Here is a 21,954-nt window from a genome sequence, read left to right on the forward strand (position 1 = left end):
GGGAGTTGGGTCGCCCCTGGCTGATGCTCCAGGCTGCTGTCACATCGGCCGCTCCGCCAGCGGGTGCAGGCTACGAAATATCCCCGCTTCTTCCACCAGCCAGTCATGCACCGCGCGCACGCCCGGATGGCTCAGCGCGCCCGGTGCATAAAGCAGCACGTAACGCTTGTGATTGGGCACCGCCAGGCCAAACGGCACGATCAACGTCCCGCGCTCGAGTTCATCGTTGAGCAGCGTTCGCCGCGCAATCGCCACGCCCATCCCGGCAATCGCCGCTTCAATAGTCAGGTGATTGCGATTGAAGGTATGCCCGCGCCGCACATCCGCGCCTTCGAAGCCGATGGCGTTGAGGTAGAACTCCCATTCCGCGTATTCGTAACTGCCGCGCCAGGCGGTGATGTCGTGCAGCAACGGAAAATGCACCAGGTCTGCCGGGCCGTGCAGCGGCGGCCTTGCGCGCAAAAGGCTTGGGGCGCACACCGGAAAGATCTGCTCATCCAACAAGGTTGTGGATAACAATCCCGGATAACTGCCGTCATTGAGGTCGATGGCCAAATCGAAGTCGCCCTCATGCAATGGCACGCTGCTGTCTTCTGCCACCAGCCGCAATTGAATGTCCGGAAAACGCTGTTGCAAACGCGGCAACCTGGGGGTCAACCACTTGCTCAGGAACGATGGAATCGAGCGCAATCGCAAAATCCCGGTGATCATTCCCGCATCCAGTCGTCGCAATTCCGCATCGATGCTGCCGTAGGCTTCGTTGACGGTGATAGCCAATCGCTGGCCTTCAGCGCTCAACTCCACACCCCGGGCGCGACGATGAAACAGGCGAAAACCTAGCCGCTCTTCCAGTTGGCGAATTTGCTGACTGACCGCCCCCGGCGTGATGTGCAGCTCTTCGGCGCAACGGGTGAAGGACAAGTGCCGCGCGGCACACGAAAACACGTGCAGCCAGACGTAGGTCTGGGCGTGCAATTGGCGACTCATCGTTTAGTCCTGCTAAAGGCTGTCTTAGGAAGTTTCGTTGGTCACGTAGGACCGAGGTTGGCAGTATCGCCCACCTTGCGCTTGGCCTACAAAAATGGCGGCGATTTCTCTTCCATTGCTTGTATAGGCTTTAGCATGGCTATCAGTGTTTTCGATCTCTTCAAAGTCGGCATCGGTCCGTCCAGCTCCCATACCGTCGGCCCGATGCGCGCCGCCGCAACCTTCGCCCAGGCACTGATTGACCAACATTTACTGGCCGACGTACGGCGGGTAAAAATCCGCCTCTACGGCTCCCTTTCGGCCACTGGCGTCGGTCACGCCACCGACCGTGCCTGCGTCATGGGCCTGATGGGCGAATGGCCAGACAGCATTGATCCGAACTCAATCGACAGCCGAATCCAAACCTTGCGTGAAACCGGCGAACTGAGTCTGGCCGGCAAATCGGCCATTGCCTTCAACTGGCAGCGCGATCTCCTGCTGCTGGACGAGAGCTTGCCCTACCACCCCAACGCGATGTCTCTGACAGCCTTCGGTGAAACCGGTGAGCTGTTCGAGCAGACGTACTACTCGGTGGGTGGTGGTTTCATCATCGAAGCAGCAGAAGCCGAGTCCGGCATTGCGCCGGCCAGCAATGTGGTCCTGCCCTACGATTTCTCCAGTGCCGCCGAGTTGCTCAAGCTCTGCAACCAGCACGGTCTGCGGGTTTCCGAGCTGATGATGGCCAACGAACGGGCCTGGCGCAGCGACGCTGAGATCCGTCAGGGCTTGCTGCATATCTGGTCGGTGATGCGCGAGTGCGTCGAGCAAGGTTTGCGTCACGAAGGCATCCTGCCCGGTGGTCTGAATGTTCCGCGCCGCGCCGCGAAATTGCACCGCAGTCTGTTGGAAATCGGCAAACCGAATGTCATCAGTTCCACCCTGTCAGCCATGGAGTGGGTCAACCTGTTCGCCCTCGCCGTGAACGAAGAGAATGCGGCTGGCGGACGCATGGTGACCGCGCCTACAAACGGGGCGGCGGGGATCATTCCCGCCGTGCTGCACTACTACATGAAATTCAACCCGGACGCGTCGGACGATGACGTCGTGGCGTTCTTTTTGGGCGCTGCCGCTGTAGGCATTCTCTGCAAGAAAAACGCCTCGATCTCCGGTGCCGAAGTCGGCTGCCAGGGTGAAGTCGGCTCCGCCTGCGCCATGGCTGCCGCCGGCCTGGCCGACATACTCGGAGCGACTCCCGAGCAACTGGAAAACGCCGCCGAAATCGGCCTGGAACATAACCTCGGCCTGACCTGCGACCCCGTCGGCGGTCTGGTGCAGGTGCCGTGCATCGAGCGCAACGCAATTGCTGCCGTGAAGGCGATCAACGCCACGCAAATGGCCCTGCGCGGCGACGGCAAACACTTTATTTCCCTGGACCGGGTGATCCGCACCATGCGCGATACCGGCGCCGATATGCACGACAAATACAAAGAAACTTCACGGGGCGGCCTGGCTGTCAGCTGGGTGGAGTGCTGAGGAGCACTCCCTGACCGTCTGCAATACGTGAGCCCGAGCAAGAATAATAACGAGGCAAAAACGATGACCGATGTACGTACACCTGCTGCCGATAATCCTGCTGTAGATCTGACACACAATAGAGAAATAACCCACAAAGGCTGGAGCAAACACGACACCACCTGGATGCTTGGCCTCTATGGCACGGCGATTGGCGCCGGCACATTGTTCCTGCCGATCAACGCCGGCGTCGGTGGTTTCTGGCCGCTGTTGCTCCTGGCGGTACTGGCCTTTCCGATGACCTTCTTCGCCCACCGTGGCCTGACGCGCTTCGTGTTGTCCGGGCGTTCCGGGGACATCACCGAAGTGGTGGAAGAACACTTCGGTATCGGCGCCGGCAAGCTGATCACGCTGCTGTATTTCTTCGCGATCTTCCCGATTCTGCTGGTGTACAGCGTGGCGCTGACCAACACCCTGAGCAGCCTCATGGAGCACCAGTTGCACATGACACCACCGCCTCGGGCGATTCTGTCGCTGGGGCTGATTCTCGGCTTGATGGCGATCGTGCGTTGCGGTCAGGGCGTCATCGTCAAATGCATGAGCGTGCTGGTTTATCCGTTCGTCGCCGCGTTGCTGCTGCTCGGCGTCAGCCTGATCCCGAACTGGAACGGCGCGTTCTTTGCCACCGCCAGTGAAGGCATGCCGCTGCCGCTGTTCTTCAAAACGTTGTGGCTGGCGATTCCGGTGATGGTGTTCTCGTTCAACCATTCGCCGATCATCTCGGCCTTCGCCGTCGATCAGAAACAGCGTTACGGCGAACAAGCCGAACGCAAAAGCAGCGGTATTCTCGCGATCGCTCACGTCATGATGGTCGTCACGGTAATGTTCTTCTGCTTCAGCTGCGTGCTGGCGTTGTCCCCGGCTGATTTGGCCGCTGCGAAGGCGCAGAACATTTCGATCCTGTCGTACCTGGCCAACCACTTCCAGACACCGGTCATCGCTTATGCCGCACCGTTGATTGCGTTGGTGGCGATCACCAAATCCTTCCTCGGCCATTACATCGGCGCCAGCGAAGGCTTTCAGGGCCTGATCGTGAAAAGTCTGCGTGGCCGTGGTCGCGTTATGTCCGCCAGTTGGCTGAACCGCATTACTGCGCTGTTCATGATCCTCAGCTGCTGGGCCGTCGCGACTTTCAATCCGAGCATCCTGGGCATGATCGAAACCCTTGGCGGGCCGATCATCGCGTGCCTGTTGTTCCTGATGCCGATGTACGCCATCCGCCGCGTGCCGGCCTTGCGCCAGTACTCGAATCAGGCCTCGAACGTGTTTGTGGTGTTGATCGGTTTGATTGCACTGTCTGCGATCATCTACTCGTTCATGCCCTGAAACGGGCAGGCAAAAAGAAGGCGGGCCACAGTGCCCGCCGTTTTTTTGCCGTATCCATTGTCCGACAGTTTTTCCGGCATGCCCCTTGCTGTATCCCCTACGCGGCACGGAAGAAAGCGCATGAACATGGAAAGCCGGTGGTCTGGTGTTGCGAACTAATCCCGATCACGGCCGTCAACAACTGCACGTTCAATCAGGCGGTGACGCATTATGGACAATCCTTTTCAGCTCATTACCGATGCCTTTGCACCGGATTATCAAGTCAACCTGAGCATTCAGGGGCTGGACGGCAGCATCATGCTGACCCTCTCCAAAAGTGGCCGCGTGGTGGCCAAACGGATGATCAGCGCCGAACAGCGCAATGATCCCAAGCGCCTCAAACGCCTGGTACAAAGCATTCAATTCGGCATCGCCATCGAACAAGGCCACAGCGCCGTGGCCATCCTCGAAGCCATGACCGACGGCGACAATCGCAACCCGCCGCCACAGGTCAAGTCCCGGCCCCGACCTTCAATGGGGCTTTAAATCTCGCCCTTCTCCACTTCGGGATGCTCGCCGGAACCCGCACCGATCTTGCGTTGCGGGTGTTCGATCTTCACCGAAGGGAACTGCGACGAGGCGTAACGCACCACCAGAATCGCAAACGCCAGCAGCAGAATCCCGCCGCACAGATAGATGATCCCCAGGTCCGGCGGATTGTGGTGCGAGACGTTGGAGATCAACAGCCGCGTCAGCGCGGTGATCGCCACATAGATCAGGAAACGCACCGGCATGTGGTTGGTCTTGAAGTAAATCCCGACCATCGCCCCCAGTTCCAGGTAGATGAACAGCAGCAAGATGTCATCGATCTTGATATGCCCCTGTTCGAGCATTCCGAGGAATTCCATTACCGCCGCCCACGCGGTCACCGCACCGATGGCGAACAGCGCCAGGTAGTGGAAGGTCTCGACGAACAGGTTGCCCAGGGACTCGGCCAGTTGGTGCACGTTCTGCCGCAGGTTCTCGGCCCAGTTGATTTTCACTTTGATTGTTCCTTAGCTCGGTTCGAGCGGATGATGCGGGTTGGACGTGACGGTTGTTCTGCATGCAGAAAAAAGGCCAGAGGCTGTTGGGTGAGATGATGGCTGCGTGACATGAGACACGTTAGTGGCGTTTGGACGGGCCCCATCGCGAGCAGGCTCGCTCCCACAAGCGATCTGCGGCGTTCACAAAACCATTGTGGGAGCGAGCCTGCTCGCGATGGGAGCAACACGGTTCACCTGACAAACCCTGAATTCGGTCTACATTAAAAAGCCACTACCCAAAGCGCAGGGATTCGCTTATCCTTTTCGCTGTATATAGATACAGTAGTCGAAACAGACAACTAATGTGAAGGCATGTGAGGTGGTGAATGGCCGTCGAAGTGGTATACCGCAGCAGCCGAGATCTGGAGCGCTTGTTCATGGATAAAGCCGAAGCTGACCGTCATGACAAAATGCTCGAACTGGCCGAATTGCTGGCTGAAGTGTTGCAAAAAGCCGTTCCGTCCCTGACCGAACAGCAAGTGGAAGAAGCCGGGATCTACATGGCGAAGAACCGTGATGTGTTCGCCAAGGCGTTCAAGAGCCAGCCGGACGCACTGTCCGAACTACTGAATGCACCCGCCGAAGCCATTGAACCTGTTAAAGCCACTGAACCTGTTGAAGTAGCTGCACCAGTTGAAGTAACGAGCGCTGAGCCGACCAAGCCAGCCAAAGCTGCCAAGACACCCAAGTAAGCAATGCCCGAATTGAATAGGCCCTGAGTCAAATGGCTCAGGGCCTTTTTCATGCCTGCGGGAAATCTAGACCTCGGGTTGTTCCAGCGCCTGGACCAACGCTTTGAAGAACCGCGCCGCCTCGCCGCCGGTGACCACGCGGTGATCGAAAGTCAGGGACAGCGGCAGGATCGGATGCACCACCACCGCGCCCTCGACCGCCACCGGTTCATCGCGGATCGCCCCGGCGGCGAGGATCGCCACTTGCGGTGGCACCACCACCGGGTTGGCGTAGCGGCCGAACAAGGTGCCGAAGTTCGACAGGGTCAGGGTCGCCCCCATCATTTCCTGTGGCGGGATCGAGCGCGCCTGCACATCGGCCCGCAGACGCATCACACCTTCTTTCAAATCCGCCGCCGTGCGCTGACCGACATCGCGTAGCACCGGCACGAACAAGCCGTCCGGCGTATCCACGGCAATGCCCAGATCGAGTCGTTCATGTTGCTTGAGCGCCAGGGTTTTGCCATCGAAGGCGCTGTTGAGCACCGGTTCTACCGCGCAGGCCGCCGCCATCGCCTTGGCCAGACGAATCAGCGGTTCTCGCGCCTGCCCCCAGCGATGCAGATCGGCATCACCGAAAATCGTCACCGGCACCACTTCGGCATGGGACCTGGCCATGTTCAGCGCCATGCTGCGTCGTACACCGCGCAGCTTTTCGCCGCCGAAGCGTTCGCGTTCCGTCTGGGCTGCGTTTTCTACGTCGCTGCGGGTGATCTGGCCGTCCTGGCCGGAGCCCGTCAAGCCGCTCAGTTCAACACCGAGTTGCCGAGCCAGTTGACGCACCGCCGGCGTGGCACGGTTCGCCAGATGCTCACGAGTCGAAGGCGCAGCGCCGATGAAAAATGCATCCTCCTGATTCGTGCCGCCGCCCTCAAGCCGACCGACCACAGTGCCCGCATCCGCTTCGCCTTCGTAACCGAGCAGAGGTTCGCCGACGTGAAGAATGTCGCCCTCGCCACCGAATGTTTTCGCCACCACGCCATCGTAGGGCGCGGGAATATCCACCAGCGCCTTGGCGGTTTCCACCGACACCAGCAGTTGGTCGGCTGTGACGGTATCGCCGACCTTGACGTGCCAACGGACGATTTCCGCTTCCTGCAAGCCTTCGCCCAGATCCGGCAGTTTGAAATATTTCATCGCAACCTCCTCGGCCTCAGGCGTCTGTTCAGGGGTAGTGCTGCATGACGGTGTCGCAGGCATGAAGAATGTCTTCGATGCCGGGCATGTACAGCGATTCCAGTCGATACAGCGGCGGCGGAATGTCTGGCGCGGTGACTCGCTGGATCGGTGCCTGCAACTCCAGAAACACCCGTTCGTAGAGACTGGCGGCGATTTCCGCGCCGACTCCGCAGGAGCGCGGCGCTTCATGCACGATCACGCAACGACCGGTCTTGCGCACCGAGGCTTCCATCGTGTCGAGGTCCAGCGGTTTGATACTGGCGACATCGATCACTTCCGCCGAGACGCCCTGCTCGGCCAGTTTCGTGGCGGCTTGCAGGGTTTCCATTACGCTGGCGCCCCAACTGATCAAGGTAATGTCACTGCCTTCACGCAGGGTGAAACAGCTGTCCAGCGGCAGGCGTTTGCCGTCATCCAGCAGCGGTTGCGGGTTCATTCGATAGAGTCGGGTCGGCTCGAGAAATATCACTGGATCCGGGTCGTCGATGGCTGCGAGCAACAAGCCATAGGCCCGGGCCGGCGAGGACGGGATCACCACCCGCAGCCCCGGAATGTGCGCGAACAGGGCTTCAGTGCTTTCGCTGTGATGTTCCGGCGCGCGAATCCCTGCGCCCATGGGTGAGCGCATCACCATCGGGCAGGTGATCCGCCCGCGCGTGCGATTGCGCATGCGACTGGCGTGGGACACCAGGTGCTCCATGGTGGCGTAAATAAACCCCATGAACTGGATTTCCACCACCGGTTTCAGGCCTTGGGCCGCCATGCCCACCACCAGCCCGCCGAGCATGGTTTCGGCCAGCGGCGAGTCGATCACCCGCTTGAAACCGAAGGTGTCGCGCAGGCCCAGCGTGGCGCGGAACACGCCACCGTTTACCCCGACGTCTTCACCGAGGACGATGACGTTCTCGTCCTCGCTCATGGCCCGATGCAACGCCAGATTCACCGCTTCCAGCAGCGTCACTTTGCCGTTACTCATCGCTCGCCCCCCCCTGTCCGGCGCGCCACGCGTTCAAGGAAATCTTCACGTTGCTCGGCCAGGGCTTGCGGCCATTGGGCGTAGACATGATCCATCACCGACTCCGGCGCCTGCAGGCCCGCCGCTTCGAAGTTATCCACAGCACGCTGCACCAAACCCTGGCATTCGCTGATTAGCGCCTGTTCGCGGCCTTCGTCCCACACACCCTGCCCGGCCATAAACCGTTGCAGGCGTTTGATCGGTTCTTCGAGCCAGGCCTGCTTGACCTCGTCCGCCGACCGGTAGCGCGTGGCATCGTCGGCGGTGGTGTGATCGCCGAGCCGATAGCTCAGGCATTCGAGCAACACCGGGCCTTTACCGTGACGCGCCCGTTCGAGGGCGGCTTGCACGCGGTCGTAAACGGCGAGCATGTCATTGCCGTCGACTTGCTCCCCGTGGAACCCGGCGCCAATGGCTTTCTGCGCCAGCGTCGGAGCGCCGCACTGGATTCGTCGCGGCACCGAGATCGCCCATTGGTTGTTGTTGACCATGAACACCACCGGCAACTGCCAGGCGCCAGCAACGTTGAGGGCCTCGAGGAAATCACCTTTGCTGGTTCCGCCGTCGCCGCACGTAGTGACAGCGACCCGATGCTCGCCGCGGATTTTGAACGCGCTGGAGACGCCACAGGCATGCAGGGCCTGGGTGGCGATCGGCACGCAGATCGGGAAATCCTGGGCCACCGCCGGGTCGGCAAAGTCGCTACCTCGCTCATCGCCGCCCCAATACAGCAGGATTTCTTCCATGCGCACACCGCGCATCAATTGCACAGCGGTGTCGCGGTAATACGGGATCAGTACGTCTTCGGCGTGCATCAGGCTGCCGACCGCGACACCAATGGCTTCCTGGCCCAAGGTCGGCGCGTAGGTGCCGATGCGCCCGGTGCGTTGCAAGGCGACAGCTTTCTGATCGAAAAGGCGGGTCAGGACCATCTGCCGATACAGACGCGTCAACAGATTGAAATCGTCGGCCCAGGCGGGAAGATTGCCGAGCGGCTGGCCATCAGGGGATAAAAATCGGGTGTAAGGCAGCTCAACCTTGTGAAGCATCACAGGGCTCCTGGCACGCGGGAATCGGCGTGCATTTGTCAGGCCCGGCGCTTGTGACGCAGGGCTTGGGGAGCAACGACCGGATAGGCTCTCACTCCTTTAAAACTTTTCACCGGTACAACACTTTCTCCGCCAACTCATCCGCCACCCGGGCCGGAGAGCGCTTTTCCGCCTGGGCATGGGCGAAGACTTCGGTCAGCCGTGAACTGATTTTCGACAGGTGAGCGGTGATGGTCGTCAGCTCTTCCCCGCGGTGTTTGAGCGAAACGTAGATCAGCCCACCGGCATTGATCACGTAATCGGGCGCATACAAAATGCCCCGGCGTTCCAGTTGATCGGCGATCTCGAGATGGATCAGTTGATTGTTTGCCGAACCGGCGACCGCTGCGCAGCGCAGTTGGGGCACGCTGTTTCTGTTAAGCACACCGCCCAGGCCGCAGGGCGCGAGTATGTCGCACGGCGTGCTGAGCAGCGCATCATTGGCGATTGGATGAGCGCCCAACTGCTCCATGGCCAGCTGCACCTTGCCATGATCGATGTCGCTGACCAGCAGCTCGGCACCGGCGGCGTGTAGCTGTTCGGCCAGGGCATAACCGACATTGCCCAGGCCTTGAATGGCTATGCGCAGTCCTTCGAGATTATCGCTGCCCAAACGGGCCATGGCGGTGCTGCGAATACCGGCGAATACGCCCATGGCGGCATGCGGTGCAGGGTCGCCCGCGGCGGTGGTGCTGGTAACGAACTGCGTCTGTTGGGCGATGCAATCCATGTCCGCCACCGAAGTGCCGGCGTCGATGGCGGTGATGTAGCGACCGTCGAGTTCGTTAATGCAGCGCCCGAAAGCTTCAAATAGCGCGGCGCGGTTTTCCACATGGGCCGGGCGAACAATCACCGCTACGCCACCGCCCTGAGCCAGGCCGGCCAGGGCCGCCTTGTAACTCATGCCTTGGGCAAGGCGCACAGCATCCTCGATCGCGGATTCATCGCTGGGGTAAGCAAGGTAACGACACCCGCCCAGGGCAGGTCCCAGACGGCTGTTGTGGATGGCAATCACCGCCTTCAACCCGGTGACCGGATCGACGCTCAGGTGCAGCGATTCAAGGCGAGTGCTTTGCATGAGAGCGAACATCGTAGGGCTCCCGAATCACTTCTTGTAGTCGCCAGTATAAGCTTGTGCACAAAAATTGCAGAAACGCCCCGGAATAAGCGGCGTCGCTTTAGAGGCTTTCGGACATAACCTACTAGCGCCTGTGCCCGACACTGGACGAAAGCCTGAGACGGGGCTAAAACGAGGCATTCCCCGGAGATTTTGATGACCCCGCGCCAACGTTTTTTCGACTGTCTGCAACGATCACCGCCCGCGCTGTTCGAGGCGGCGCTGTGGATGGCCGTCGAACACGATAAGGAACTGAATCCCGAGACGGTGCTGGCGGATTTCAAGGACCTGCAACAGCGGGTCAGTTACGGGTTGCCGATGCTGCCGGTGAGTGAATTGGCCCAACCGTTGTTGCGCCGAATGAATGACCTGGGGTTCGCTCAGGACGACTCCACGCCCTTGCGTCCGCAAGTAGCGTTACTCAATAAGGTGCTGGAGCGTCGGCGGGGCCAACCGCTGGTGCTGGGCCTGATTGCGCTGGAACTGGCCAGAAGGCTGGAGATCCCCATGGTCGGGGTCAACTTCCCCGGGCATTTCCTGCTGCGGGTGCAAGGCGCCGATCATCTGCTCGACCCTTGTGGCGGGCGACGGCTATACCCCAACGACTGCCGGGAGTTACTGCAACGCCAGTACGGCCCGAACATGCAGCTCGGCGCCGAGCATTTACTGACAGCCGAACCGGTGCAGATGCTGCAGCGGCTGTCGCGCAACCTGCGCCAGTTGTACCTCACGAATGATGACTACATCGACGCCCTGATCGACGCCGAGCGCGTGCTTGAATTGGGCAACGCCAGCGCCTCCGACTATCTGGCCCGGGCCAGTCTCTACCAACGGCTGGACTGCCCGAATGCCGAGCGTTTTGACCTGGAGCACGCGCTGCTGCTCTGTGACGACCCGATCCAGCGGATTCGCCTCACCGAACGGCTCGGGCATTTGCCGCCCAACTCGGTCGTGCATTAAAAGCAAAAGATCTTGTTTCTGACAACCTTGTTACGGGGTGTCGGGCTGATTTGCCGGATGGGCCAGGAAGAAGGCGGGGTGTGTCGCCGCCAGCGCCGCCACTCGACGAATTCGCGGGTAGGCCTCAAGGGAAATATTGAAGCGCTCGGCCGCATACAACTGCGGGATCAAATAGACGTCCGCCAGCCCCGGTTGATCGCCAAAGCAGTAACCGGTGTCACCGATCAATTGCTCCACCGTCGCCAACCCTTGGCTGATCCAGTGACCGATCCACTCAACCACCTGCGGCTCATCGTGCCCCAACTGCCGAAGCTGATTGAGCACGCTGACGTTGTGCAGGGGGTGAACATCGCAGCCGATCACCGCCGCCACGCCACGCTCATGGGCACGGGCGACGAGGTCCTTGGACAGCAATGGCACCTGTGGATAACGTTCCTCCAGGTACTCGATGATCGCCGGTGACTGGATCAGCAACTCGCCCTCATCAGTGCGCAAGGCCGGCACCCGGCCTTGCGGGTTGATGCCCAGATACGTGGGCTGCCGATGTTCGCCACCTTGCGGCGCAATCAAGTTGATTGGCAGCGCCTGGTAATCCAGCCCCTTCAACGCCAGCGCAATACGCACCCGGTAAGACGAGGTCGAACGATAGTAGGTATAGAGTTCCATGACCCGATCCTCTTAGCGCGCTGGCAGCACTTTGCCACGGCATTCGCCGAAACCGATGGAAGCAAAACCCTCGCGGCTGCAACGTGCGCGCAGAATGATTTCGTCGCCGTCCTCAAGGAATTTACGCACCTCACCCGAGGCTAGTTCGATCGGCTTTTTACCGCCCTCGGTGATTTCCAGCAGGCTGCCGAACTGACCGTTTTCAGGACCGGACAGCGTGCCCGAACCGAACAGATCACCGGCCTGCAACTGGCAGCCGTTGACGCTGTGGTGCGCAACCAGTTGTGCGACGGTCCAGTACATGTGTTGTGTGTTGCTGAGGGTCAGGCGATGGGCTGGCAGATTTTGCTCGCGCATCGATTCGGTCAGCAGCAGCACTTCGAGTTCGATGTCGAAGGCACCGGCGGCCTGATCACGCTTGTCGAACAGGTACGGCAACGGCTGCGGATCGCCTTCCGGGCGCGCAGGCTGCGCACGACGGAACGGCTCCAGTGCTTCGGCCGTCACCACCCACGGCGAAATGCTGGTGATGAAACTCTTGGACAGGAACGGACCCAACGGCTGGTATTCCCAGGCCTGGATGTCCCGCGCCGACCAGTCGTTGAGCAGGCAGAAACCGGCGATGTGGTCGGCGGCGTCACCGATGGCGATGGAGTCGCCCATCGCGTTGCCCTGACCGATCCAGATACCCAGCTCCAGTTCATAGTCCAGACGTGCGCACGGGCCAAACGTCGGCTCGGTCTGGCCGGCCGGCAGGGTCTGGCCTTTCGGACGGCGAACGTCAGTGCCGGACGGGCGAATGGTCGAGGCACGGCCGTGGTAACCAATCGGCACGTACTTGTAGTTCGGCAGCAACGGGTTGTCCGGGCGGAACAGTTTGCCGACATTCTGCGCGTGCTCGATGCCGACGTAGAAGTCGGTGTAATCGTTGATCTTCGCCGGCAAGTGCATTTCGCAATCCGCCGCCAGCGGGAGCAGTTTGGCGCCTTGGGCTTCGATCTTGCCGTGCAGGGTGCTGCCTTCGGCAAACAGTTCCAGCAGACGCTCGCGCAGGGCAACACGAGCATCGCGCCCCAGCTCGAAGAACGCATTCAATTGGCCGCCACGGGTGGCTTCGACCGCGGTGCGCGCGGTTCCCTCGAACAGACCGGCATCCAGTGCCGCTTCCAGATCAAAGATATGGTCGCCGATCGCCACGCCACTGCGCGGCGCGGAGCCCTTCACGCTGAACACGCCCAACGGCAGGTTTTGCAGCGGGAAATCAGCGTGGCCGTTGGCGGAGGCAACCCAGCTACGAGTGATGGAAGTCTGAGTCATGGTTATCTCCGGGTCGGGTCGAAAGTCGCGGGCAGCGTGGCCCAGCAGGCGTCGTAATTGTTTTGCAATTGTGGGCAATCCAGGGCAAATCGGCTCGGGCGCAACACCTGGCTGGTCTCGAACATGAAAGCCATGGTGTTGTCGATTTTAGCCGGTGCCAGTTCCGCGTTGATCGCCTTGGTGCAGGTCTCGCCGTCGGGGCCGTGGGCGCTCATGCAGCTGTGCAACGACGCACCGCCGGGCACAAAACCTTCAGCCTTGGCATCGTATTCGCCCTGGATCAGGCCCATGAATTCGTTCATCAAGTTGCGGTGGAACCACGGTGGACGGAATGTCTTCTCAGCGACCATCCAGCGTGGCGGGAAGATCACGAAGTCGAGGTTGGCCAGACCATGCACGCTGGTCGGCGAGGTCAGTACGGTGAAAATCGACGGATCCGGATGATCGAAACTGACCGTGCCAATGGTATTGAAACGGCGCAGGTCATATTTGTACGGCACGTTATTGCCGTGCCAGGCGACCACGTTCAGCGGCGAATGATCGAGCTCACAACCCCATAACTGGCCGAGGAATTTCTGTACCAGGGTGGTCGGTTGCTTGAGGTTTTCGTAATGGGCCACCGGTGTCAGGAAGTCTCGCGGGTTAGCCAGGCCGTTACTGCCGATCGGCCCCAGGTCCGGCAGGCGCAGAGGGGCGCCATGGTTTTCGGCGATGTAGCCGCGGGCTTGCGGGTCGAGCAGTTCAACGCGGAATTTCAGCCCGCGAGGCAGGACGGCGATTTCCAGCGGTTCCAGTTCCAGCACGCCCAGTTCGGTGGCGATGCGCAGGCGACCCAGTTGCGGCACCAGCAGCAATTCGCCGTCGGCGTTGAAGAACACGCGTTCCATGGAACGGTTGGCGCGGTAGTTATAAATACTGATCCCGGACGGTTTTTCCGCACCCGAGTTGGCGGCCATGCTCACCAGCCCGTCGATGAAATCGGTGGGCTCGGTCGGCATGTCCAACGGATTCCAGCGCAGGCGATTGGGGGTTACTTCACCCAATGGGCCGCCGGCCAGTTGCCGATCCAGTTTGACGAATGCAGGGTGATTGGCCGACGGCTGGATGCGGTACATCCAGGTCCGCCGTGCTTCGCTGCGAGCCATGGTGAACGCAGTGCCGGAGAACAGTTCGGTGTACAGGCCGTAAGGAGCTTTTTGCGGGGAGTTCTGGCCGACGGGCAGTGCGCCCGGCAACGCTTCGCTGCTGAATTCGTTGCCAAAGCCTGACTGATAAGCCAGCGCTGGCGCCGTTGAATCGAGGTTCATGGAGCCTCCTGAACGGGAGTTGGCAATGGCCTGTCACTCTGCCGAAGAGATCTTGGCACGCCTGGGTTATTTTTATCGTAATTCGATTACGCATAACGTAATTTGATTGGTATTGACCGTCAAGCTATAAAGACGCCCATTCGTCCCGGGATCACACCGCCTCATGACCAGCGAAAGCAACGGTAAACAGAAAGTCCGCTCGGCCGAGGTCGGCACCGACATCCTCAAGGCGCTTGCCGAGCTGTCGCCATCGACCTCGTTGTCGCGCCTGGCTGAACACGTGCAGATGCCGGCGAGCAAGGTTCACCGCTATTTGCAGGCGCTGATTGCCAGCGGTTTTGCCGAGCAGAACACCGTCACCAACCACTATGGCCTCGGCCGTGAAGCGCTTCGGGTTGGCTTGGCTGCTTTGAACAGTATGGACGTGCTGAAAGTCGCTGCCCTGCCCTTGGCCGAGTTGCGTGACGATCTGAATGAGACCTGCTTTATAGCGGTGTGGGGTAATCAGGGCGCGACAGTGGTGCACATCGAACCGGCCGTGCGCGCGGTGACAGTGGTCACGCAATTGGGCTCGGTTTTACCGTTGCTCAGCTCCTCGACCGGGCTGGTGTTCAGTGCCTATTTGCCCCACCGCGAAACCGATGAGTTGCGCGATCTCGAAGTTCGCGCCGTCGACGTTCATCCGTTGGCCGATGAGCAGGCTTACACCACATTGTGCGAACAGATCCGCGAACGCGGCTTGCACCATGTTCATGGCCTGCTGATGCCCGGCGTGGATGCGTTGTCGGCACCGGTGTTCAATGCAGTCGGGCAAGTAGCGGCGGTGATGACCATCGTCGGCCCGGCCTCGTTATTTCACGCCGATGAAAACGGCCCGGCGGCGCAGCGGTTGTTGGCGGCGACGCGGGCCGTGAGTTGGCGGATGGGGTATCAGGCTGATGATCTCAGTCGCTGAGCCAGACGCAAAACCAGCGGACCGTCATTAACGCTGGATAATGGTGGTTTTGCTGGTAGCGCTTTGAGGATCGTCGAGAACCTGCTGAATCACCTCCAGCACCCGTTCATGTAGTCGAGGCTGTCCAGTGGCTTGGGAGAAAAACCATTCCACGGTGTATACATCCCCCAATAATCCGATCAGATCTTTCTGTATTTTGGTGGGCTGCGAACCCACATATCCTGCCTTGCCCAACAACGCCAACTCAATCAGCGCATCCCTGAAATGGATCAGGGCCTTGGCCCGATTGCCCTCCGAGTAAGCCTCGGCGCCTTGCACCAGATTCTTGGTCAGCAAGGCTGCGCTCAAGGCAATACTGACTGGCGGATAGACAATGCCGATGACGCTGACGGCTGTCAGGACGGCGTTGTACACCAGGCCGGTGATGATTTCTTCAAGGCTTTGTGTTTTCGCATCAACATCCGAAATGATCTTGTACACCACGTCGCTATAACAGTCGTACAGATCCGTGACCCGACTGTTGCGCTCCAGTTCCGGTGCCTCAGTGAAGTGGGCCAATTGTTCGAGATCGGTCAAATAAGCGCCCACGCCCGGCTGATACTTCTCGTGCACACGGTCGTAGAGGTAATCACCCAGACCACGGGTTTTCACCGCACTTACAAAGTCCTTGAATGGTCGTATCTCATAACCATCCGGAGCATCAGGCGTGAACAGGTATTGCTCGATCGTCCCGGCGATACGCAGCCTGAAAACAAATACCCCGACTACCAGGCGCTTCTTGAGATGGAGTTTAAACAGAGCACTGTGAGGTACATCGCCAGGTGCCTCGCCCACCGGCCAGGCTAGTTGCGGATGATCGAATGCCGCAATTACCTTTTTCAGCTCCTCGAAGTGTTTCCTCGTCAAACATCCGGTGAACAGCGCCTGCATCGCTGCCACGGTCATCTGACGTTTCATGATGCCCATGTAAATCTTGCGCTTGAAGATGCCTTCGGGATGGGAGCGATTAACATGAGTCGTGCGCAACATATCAATGTACTGCTCGCCCGCGCGCAACGTTCTCGACCAACCGGCGATATCGCGGATATCAAGTTTGTCGAGTGGCGGGTGATCTGTTGCCATCGTAAAACGCGGATACTTGTCCCGATCGGCGTTACCAGCGTAGAAGTGCGTTTCATCGGCAATCAACCGAGTCAGTGTCATCTGTTGTTCATGACTGATTTGCACGTAAATCCGATCAGGATCAATCGCGACTACGTCACCTCTGCCCAGCAGGATTTCTTCCACACGCTGCTTGATCAGTTGATGGCAAAAACGCTCATAGGTGATAAAGCCACCCTCGCGGACCTCAACGGTTTTGAGCGCCTTAAGCTCAGTGTTGATGCGCGTAAACGTCTGACGCAACTCATCGGATGCGGTGCGATAGTAATAGGGCGTTTGGCTTTCTTCCTGTGCCACCAGCCAGGCTCGATGATTGAAAACAACCGTATTTAGCACCTCGGGTCCTGTGTAAGGGGTTGGCACCGGCTGGACACCACGCCATAGATCAGGTCGTTGTGAGATCTTTTTCAGATAACCGGCGATCACTTCGCGATCCAGCGCATGGGATCGCCAGACCAGATAGGCTTGCCCCTCTGGCTTGGCCATCCAGCTGCAGATCTCGCCGTCAAGTTGCCTGAAACCCGGCAACTCATACCAGTCCTGTCCACCAGGCGAATCCGGTGCATACAGGAGCCAGTCATCCTGGCTGGGGCTGCGGCTTCCAATGGCAACCAGCTCCGCGAACGGTCGAGTGTTCCGAATGCCGTCACCCATGAGCGTCAATGGCGCCAGCGTCATGTTCGTATCGCCATTGACGGCAAGCTCGATCCGCTGAAGATTGGTGTCGTTGAGATGTCCGCGAAGCTTCGCGGTAAATGCACTCAGCAATAACTGATCCCGGGTGACATTTTTCATGGCGGCGAGCACAGCACTGCGCTCGTAAGCGGCGCGCAAATCCCGGCCATATGACGCACGGACGTCCCCGTTCCAGTTTTCCTCCAGCCATTGCTGATTCAATCCGATAGGAATGCCTTCACCTTCAAGCGTGATACTTGCACGCCGACCTTTCTCGTGTAGGCCCCACAACAATAAATCTGTCAGAGAACGCTTGTCTTCCTGTCTGATTTTGTAGTCGGCCTCGTCGAACTCGTATTGGCTGATGGTCATAAGAGTGTCGGGATCAAGGCTGCTGTCAAATTCCAGCTGCAGAAACTGACTGGCCAGGTTACGAGCATAAACCTGTACATTGATATGCCCTCTAAGTTGTCTTTCCAGATCGGCCCTGTTTGCAATCAACTGCTGTTCGAGCCCCCCATAATGAAGTTGGTCGGTAATACTGACCTGCTCAAGCCATTGGGGACGATTCGCGGGGGGAATAGAGGTATTCATAATATTCATTTGTCACCCTTTCAAAAAAATGGAGCGAGAAACTCGCCTAACCAAATTAATTCAGGGGCAGCTCAACATGAAAACATCCAAGTAATACCAGGCATTTACGACTTAAACCGCTTGTAACTTCACCCCTAATATAAATATGAAGTAAACAATTATATATTCTCCGTATTCTGGATCAGTTCCACAGCCCTAACAATTTGGCCTTGGCCACCGCTTGCGTCCTGCGCTCAACCCGCAACTTCGCATGTATGCGTCGTGTGTGAGTTTTGACGGTATGTAATGAAATGAACAGCACCTCGGCAATCTCTTGATTGGAATGGCCCTGTGCAATCAGCTTGAGCACTTGTAGTTCACGCTGACTTAATGTGTCTGTTTCACCTGTCCGCATGCAAAGTTGATCAGAAGCTAGAAGAGTGGCTTGCTCATTGAGCAATAACGGCTGACGCTGGCGCAATTCACTTAACAACTGACGAGTCTGATACCGCGCCACATTGCGTTCTCCTTCCTGCAATGCATCAATGGCCTTAGCAGTTTGCCCCTCAAGCCATAGCACTTCAGCCAGGGCCAGTTGCAGTTCGGTGGCGAGTGCCCACATTTCGCGCGCCTGTGCCTGCTCCATCAATGATTCGAGCTGTGCTGCGGCATCACTCGCATCGTGCTCCAACCGAACCTTGGCGAGAATCAGCAAATATTCGATGCGTGGGATCAGCTCCAGCGTGGCCGGTGGCGCCTGCTGTGCCTGCGGCCCGCGATAGTGATTGAGCACCCGGCTCAAAGCCTCGCACGCCAATTCGGCACGCCCCTGTTGCAACCAGAAATGACTACTGACTTGCAACAGCACCCCCCGGTAAACAGTTTCCGGAATCAGCCGCTGCTGCATCAGCCGTTCGGCATCGCGTAAGCGCACAAATGCCTGAGCATAATCGCCTTGATTAGCCGCCAGTTGTGCCAGGCCGAGAAACCCATAGAGCACACGCTTGTCATGGCTGCGCAGACAGTCGTCCAGCCCGCGCTGAAAGAGTTCGGCCGCCCTTTCCTCCTGCCCCATGCATAACGCCAGTCGTCCACGTCGCAGATCAATGCGTCCCAGCAAGGGTATAGGCCGGTCTGTCTGCTGGCAGAGCAGCTCGTACATATTGGTCAGTACACTTTCAGCCCGCACCGCCGCCCCCCGTTGCTCCAGCAATTGCGCATGATCGAGCTCCATCAAGCCCTCGAACACCAGCGAACCTTGCGCCCGCGCCAGGCACAGCGCCTCGCGGTTATGGGCTTGCGCCACGTCGAGTTCGCCCCTTAGCAAGGCCTGTTGCGTCAGACCGGACAAACACATCAGGCGCGCCGTCCAGCATTCGGGATCGAGCGCGCTCAACGCATCTAGGAAGTGCGCGCGTGAAGTCTCCATTCGTCCCTGCAAATGCAGTAGCCAACCCTGCAGGGCCTGCCAGCGTGCAATCAGTTGACGCTGAAGCACCGCCGAGGGCTGAGGCGTGAAATGCGCCAAATGAGCAATGCAGGCAGTTGCCTGTTCGAAACGCCCGGCGAACAACAGCGCAGCGGTAATCAAACCCACCAACTGCGGGCTCCCCAGCGTCAGTTCTTCGCCTTGCTGCTCATGCAAACGCAGCAACAGCACGACCATTTGCTCTTCGAACAAGTGCTCGAAACTGAAGTGCTGCAACAGGCTGACCGCCACTTCGTATTCCTCGGCGAGCAAGGCCTGTTCGAAGGCCGATTTCCAGTCCTGTTCAGCACAGAACCACTGGCATGCACGCCGATGCCAAGAGCGTCCCGCCGGCCATTGCTCATCGCGCAACAACTGCGTGAACGGGGTGAAAATCTGCAGCCAGTCGCTGGAGTCCCCCCAAGGTTCGATAAAACAGCCCAGCGCTTGCAGGGTCCGCAAGTATTGAGCGCCCTCCCCGGCCCCGAACAGGTGATCGCACAATCGGGCATTGAAGCGGGGCAAGTGGGCCAGCACGCGCCAGACCTCGCTCAACTCAGGCGTCAGCGAGCTGAACAACTCATGCTCCAGGTAATCGAGCAAGGTGGCCGCCCGCCCCAGGGAGTTGTCCTGACGTGACCAGTCGCACTTCTGCAGCAATGCAATCCGTACACCGGCACACCAGCCGCCGGTGCGCTGGATAATCCGACTCGCCACCTTGCTGGCCTGCTCCGGTACCCAGGGCTGCAAAATCTGCTCGACTTCACCTTGGGTGAACACCAGCGAAGCGTTCTCGCACTCGTACAACTCATCATCGAGCAGCAACCTTGGCCAGTTGCATGGCGGCCGGCGGCGGGCACCCAACCACCAAGTCAGCATCGGGCTGCTGATCGCCAACATGCGATCCAGTAACTGATCCAGCTCCGGGTTCGGCAGACGGCAGTAGTCATCGAGAAACAGCCAGGCAGGCGTCTGCAATCGTGCCAGATCGTCCAGCAACCCGGTTTCATCCGATGAGGCCAGCCCCAACGTCTCTGCCAGACGCTGACGAAAATCCGCTGCGCTCCACGCCACGCCAGACAATGGCAACCAATGCACCCGGCACTGGGTTGGCGCCTGCAACAGGCATTCGGCGAGCAACGCGCTCTTACCACTGCCGGCGGGTGCGCAGAGTAATTTCACCCGGGCCGTCGAAGCCAATAACGGCTCGCTTAAACGAGCCCGCGACAGGTGATGAGAGGACAGGCGGGGCAGGAATCCAGAACGGTCCAGACACGGAGTCATGGCGGTCATTGCGGCGTGCCTTTTTATAATTGTCCGGCCACCCTAGCCCTCTCCAACCCGCTTGTTGAGAAGTATTCAGGACGCTGATTGGCGCCCATAAAAAAGGCGACCCGCAGGTCGCCTCTTGTGATACCAATGTATCAAAACCCTTACCGAACACCCTCGGCGCGCAGGGCCGACGGAGTGTAGTCCGCAGACTTGGCGTCGAAGCCGAATTCGAAGCTGTGCTTCTCTTCGTTCTTCATTCCCAAGGCAATGTATCGGCCGGCAATGATGTCGTAGAGCGCCTCCAGGGTGTAGGCCGGTGTCTGGTGATCGTAGTAATACTGGGCGTGACCTTCGGCCACTCGCCACAGTTGACCGCGACCGTCGTAGTGATCCGCCAGCGCCACTTGCCAGCTGTCTTCGTCGAGGTACATATGGCGTTTGGCGTAGATGTGCCGTTCGCTCGGCTTGACCGTGCCGACCACTTCCCAGACCCGGTGCAACTCGTAACGGGTCAGGTCCTGATTGATGTGCCCGGCCTTGACCACGTCATCGTACTTGAGGCTCGGCGAGTCGAGTTTGTAGCTGTTGTAGGGAATGTACATTTCCTTTTTGCCAATCAGTTTCCAGTCGTAGCGATCCGGCGCACCGGAGAACATGTCGAAGTTATCCGACGTGCGCAGACCATCGGCGGCGGTGCCCGGCCCGTCGTAGGCCACTTGCGGCGCGCGTCGTACCCGACGTTGACCGGCGTTGTAGATCCACGCCAGACGCGGCTCTTTCACTTGGTCGAGGGTTTCATGCACCAGCAACACGTTACCCGCCAACCGCGCCGGCGCGGTCACCGACTGTTTGAAGAAGGTCAGTACGTTGGCGCCTTTTTCCGGGTCCAGGTCCTTCATCAGTTGCGGTACGGCGATCTCTTCCTCGAAGCGGATCGGCGTGTAGCTGCCATTGGTCTGCGGGGTCACCTGAGTGATGATGCGGCGCAGGTTGCCGCCGTGATAACGGGTGATGTGGTTCCACAGCACCTCGACGCCGTTCTTCGGAATCGGGAATGCGTAATAGCGATTGCCGGTGAAATTGGCCAGGCCGTTACCGTCGTTGATGCTGTTCACATTCAGCGCGCTGCGCTTGGCCGACTCGTAGATTTCCGCCGGCAGGCCCACGGTGCGATGGGTCGCGTAGACCGGGATCTTGTAGGTTTCCGGGTAGCGCTTGAACATCGCCACCTGCCCATCCGAAAGCTTGTCCTTGTACTTATCAACAGTCGCGGCGGTGATGGTGAACAACGGTTTTTCGTTGGCGAACGGGTCAGCCAGGAAGCCTTTGCTGTCGACAGCGCCGGCGTTTTTCGGGATGCCACCGGTCCAGGCCGGGATCGAGCCGTCGGCGTTGCCGGCCTTCTCGGCGCCCAGCGGCGTGAGTGTGTTGCCGAGCTTGTTGGCTTCTTCCGGCGAGACCGCCGCCATCACGTTGGCGGCCAGCAGGCTCAGGGCCAGGGCGCCGCATTGCAGAATCATCTTGCGCATTAACATCATCCTT

General features: G+C 59.3%; 17 protein-coding genes and 1 pseudogene. 6 read left to right on the top strand and 12 right to left on the bottom strand.

The features are described from left to right. Nucleotides 1-39 precede the first annotated feature (39 nt). Entirely contained in the window at nt 40-987 is a 948-nt protein-coding gene (locus tag ACZ9IM_RS08230; protein WP_427623273.1) for a LysR substrate-binding domain-containing protein, read from the bottom strand. Between the two features lie 135 nt (nt 988-1,122). Here ACZ9IM_RS08230 and ACZ9IM_RS08235 point away from each other — a divergent pair, with 135 nt between their 5' ends. The 3 genes from ACZ9IM_RS08235 to ACZ9IM_RS08245 all read left to right on the top strand — a co-directional run bounded on the left by ACZ9IM_RS08235 (nt 1,123) and on the right by ACZ9IM_RS08245 (nt 4,389). Beyond that, nucleotides 1,123-2,499, top strand: a complete 1,377-nt coding sequence (locus ACZ9IM_RS08235) for an L-serine ammonia-lyase (protein WP_427623275.1) — start codon at nt 1,123-1,125, stop codon at nt 2,497-2,499. Between the two features lie 63 nt (nt 2,500-2,562). Next, a complete protein-coding gene (locus ACZ9IM_RS08240; protein WP_427623277.1) occupies nt 2,563-3,864 on the top strand; it encodes a serine/threonine transporter in 1,302 nt (433 codons plus the stop codon). A gap of 210 nt (nt 3,865-4,074) precedes the next feature. Further along, nucleotides 4,075-4,389 (top strand): DUF3509 domain-containing protein, encoded by a 315-nt coding sequence (locus ACZ9IM_RS08245; RefSeq protein ID WP_427623279.1) that lies wholly within the window; start codon nt 4,075-4,077, stop codon nt 4,387-4,389. Here the strand turns inward: ACZ9IM_RS08245 and ACZ9IM_RS08250 are convergent. Further along, entirely contained in the window at nt 4,386-4,886 is a 501-nt protein-coding gene (locus ACZ9IM_RS08250; RefSeq protein ID WP_007903272.1) for a phosphate-starvation-inducible protein PsiE, read from the bottom strand. The genes ACZ9IM_RS08245 and ACZ9IM_RS08250 overlap by 4 nt on opposite strands. A 368-nt stretch (nt 4,887-5,254) precedes the next feature. Between ACZ9IM_RS08250 and ACZ9IM_RS08255 the strand changes: the two are divergent. Beyond that, nucleotides 5,255-5,509 (top strand): annotated as a pseudogene (locus tag ACZ9IM_RS08255) (YebG family protein); the annotation flags it as partial. A gap of 177 nt (nt 5,510-5,686) precedes the next feature. Here ACZ9IM_RS08255 and ACZ9IM_RS08260 read toward each other — a convergent pair. From ACZ9IM_RS08260 to ACZ9IM_RS08275, 4 genes are all read right to left on the bottom strand, one after another. Next, complete coding sequence (locus ACZ9IM_RS08260; protein ID WP_427623281.1) at nt 5,687-6,796, bottom strand: dihydrolipoamide acetyltransferase family protein; 1,110 nt, start codon at nt 6,794-6,796, stop codon at nt 5,687-5,689. Between the two features lie 28 nt (nt 6,797-6,824). Further along, nucleotides 6,825-7,814, bottom strand: a complete 990-nt coding sequence (locus ACZ9IM_RS08265; RefSeq protein ID WP_218398723.1) for an alpha-ketoacid dehydrogenase subunit beta — start codon at nt 7,812-7,814, stop codon at nt 6,825-6,827. Then, a complete protein-coding gene (pdhA, locus tag ACZ9IM_RS08270; RefSeq protein ID WP_476223685.1) occupies nt 7,811-8,902 on the bottom strand; it encodes a pyruvate dehydrogenase (acetyl-transferring) E1 component subunit alpha in 1,092 nt (363 codons plus the stop codon). Before pdhA ends, ACZ9IM_RS08265 begins: the two co-directional genes overlap by 4 nt. Nucleotides 8,903-9,011: 109 nt before the next feature. Next, a complete protein-coding gene (locus tag ACZ9IM_RS08275) occupies nt 9,012-10,031 on the bottom strand; it encodes a Glu/Leu/Phe/Val dehydrogenase family protein (RefSeq protein ID WP_476223686.1) in 1,020 nt (339 codons plus the stop codon). Between the two features lie 183 nt (nt 10,032-10,214). On the opposite strand from ACZ9IM_RS08275, the gene ACZ9IM_RS08280 reads away from it, so the two are divergent. Beyond that, complete coding sequence (locus tag ACZ9IM_RS08280; protein ID WP_008070509.1) at nt 10,215-11,018, top strand: SirB1 family protein; 804 nt, start codon at nt 10,215-10,217, stop codon at nt 11,016-11,018. A gap of 30 nt (nt 11,019-11,048) precedes the next feature. On the opposite strand, the gene maiA is transcribed toward ACZ9IM_RS08280, so the two are convergent. Genes maiA through hmgA form a run of 3 tightly spaced genes read right to left on the bottom strand, consistent with a single transcriptional unit; the run spans nt 11,049 to nt 14,308 of the window. Next, nucleotides 11,049-11,684 (bottom strand): maleylacetoacetate isomerase, encoded by a 636-nt coding sequence (gene maiA / locus ACZ9IM_RS08285; protein ID WP_063341517.1) that lies wholly within the window; start codon nt 11,682-11,684, stop codon nt 11,049-11,051. A gap of 12 nt (nt 11,685-11,696) precedes the next feature. Continuing rightward, nucleotides 11,697-13,001 (bottom strand): fumarylacetoacetase, encoded by a 1,305-nt coding sequence (fahA, locus tag ACZ9IM_RS08290; RefSeq protein ID WP_476223687.1) that lies wholly within the window; start codon nt 12,999-13,001, stop codon nt 11,697-11,699. A 2-nt stretch (nt 13,002-13,003) separates the two neighbouring features. After that, nucleotides 13,004-14,308: a homogentisate 1,2-dioxygenase gene (gene hmgA, locus ACZ9IM_RS08295; protein WP_427623292.1), complete on the bottom strand. Its 1,305-nt coding sequence runs from the start codon at nt 14,306-14,308 to the stop codon at nt 13,004-13,006. A 163-nt stretch (nt 14,309-14,471) separates the two neighbouring features. On the opposite strand from hmgA, the gene ACZ9IM_RS08300 reads away from it, so the two are divergent. Further along, nucleotides 14,472-15,263 (top strand): IclR family transcriptional regulator, encoded by a 792-nt coding sequence (locus ACZ9IM_RS08300; RefSeq protein ID WP_427623294.1) that lies wholly within the window; start codon nt 14,472-14,474, stop codon nt 15,261-15,263. A gap of 27 nt (nt 15,264-15,290) precedes the next feature. Here the strand turns inward: ACZ9IM_RS08300 and ACZ9IM_RS08305 are convergent, their stop codons facing one another. The 3 genes from ACZ9IM_RS08305 to ACZ9IM_RS08315 all read right to left on the bottom strand — a co-directional run bounded on the left by ACZ9IM_RS08305 (nt 15,291) and on the right by ACZ9IM_RS08315 (nt 21,941). Next, nucleotides 15,291-17,702, bottom strand: a complete 2,412-nt coding sequence (locus ACZ9IM_RS08305; protein ID WP_476223688.1) for a dermonecrotic toxin domain-containing protein — start codon at nt 17,700-17,702, stop codon at nt 15,291-15,293. Nucleotides 17,703-17,874: 172 nt separating this feature from the next. Further along, nucleotides 17,875-20,433 carry a LuxR C-terminal-related transcriptional regulator gene (locus tag ACZ9IM_RS08310; RefSeq protein WP_476223689.1) on the bottom strand — a complete coding sequence of 853 codons (2,559 nt, stop codon included), beginning with the start codon at nt 20,431-20,433 and terminating at the stop codon, nt 17,875-17,877. Nucleotides 20,434-20,573: 140 nt separating this feature from the next. Beyond that, on the bottom strand, nt 20,574-21,941 hold the full coding sequence (locus ACZ9IM_RS08315) for a DUF1329 domain-containing protein (RefSeq protein ID WP_218398713.1): 1,368 nt from the start codon (nt 21,939-21,941) through the stop codon (nt 20,574-20,576). Nucleotides 21,942-21,954 lie beyond the last annotated feature (13 nt).

It is taken from the genome of Pseudomonas sp. TE12508, assembly GCF_056279485.1.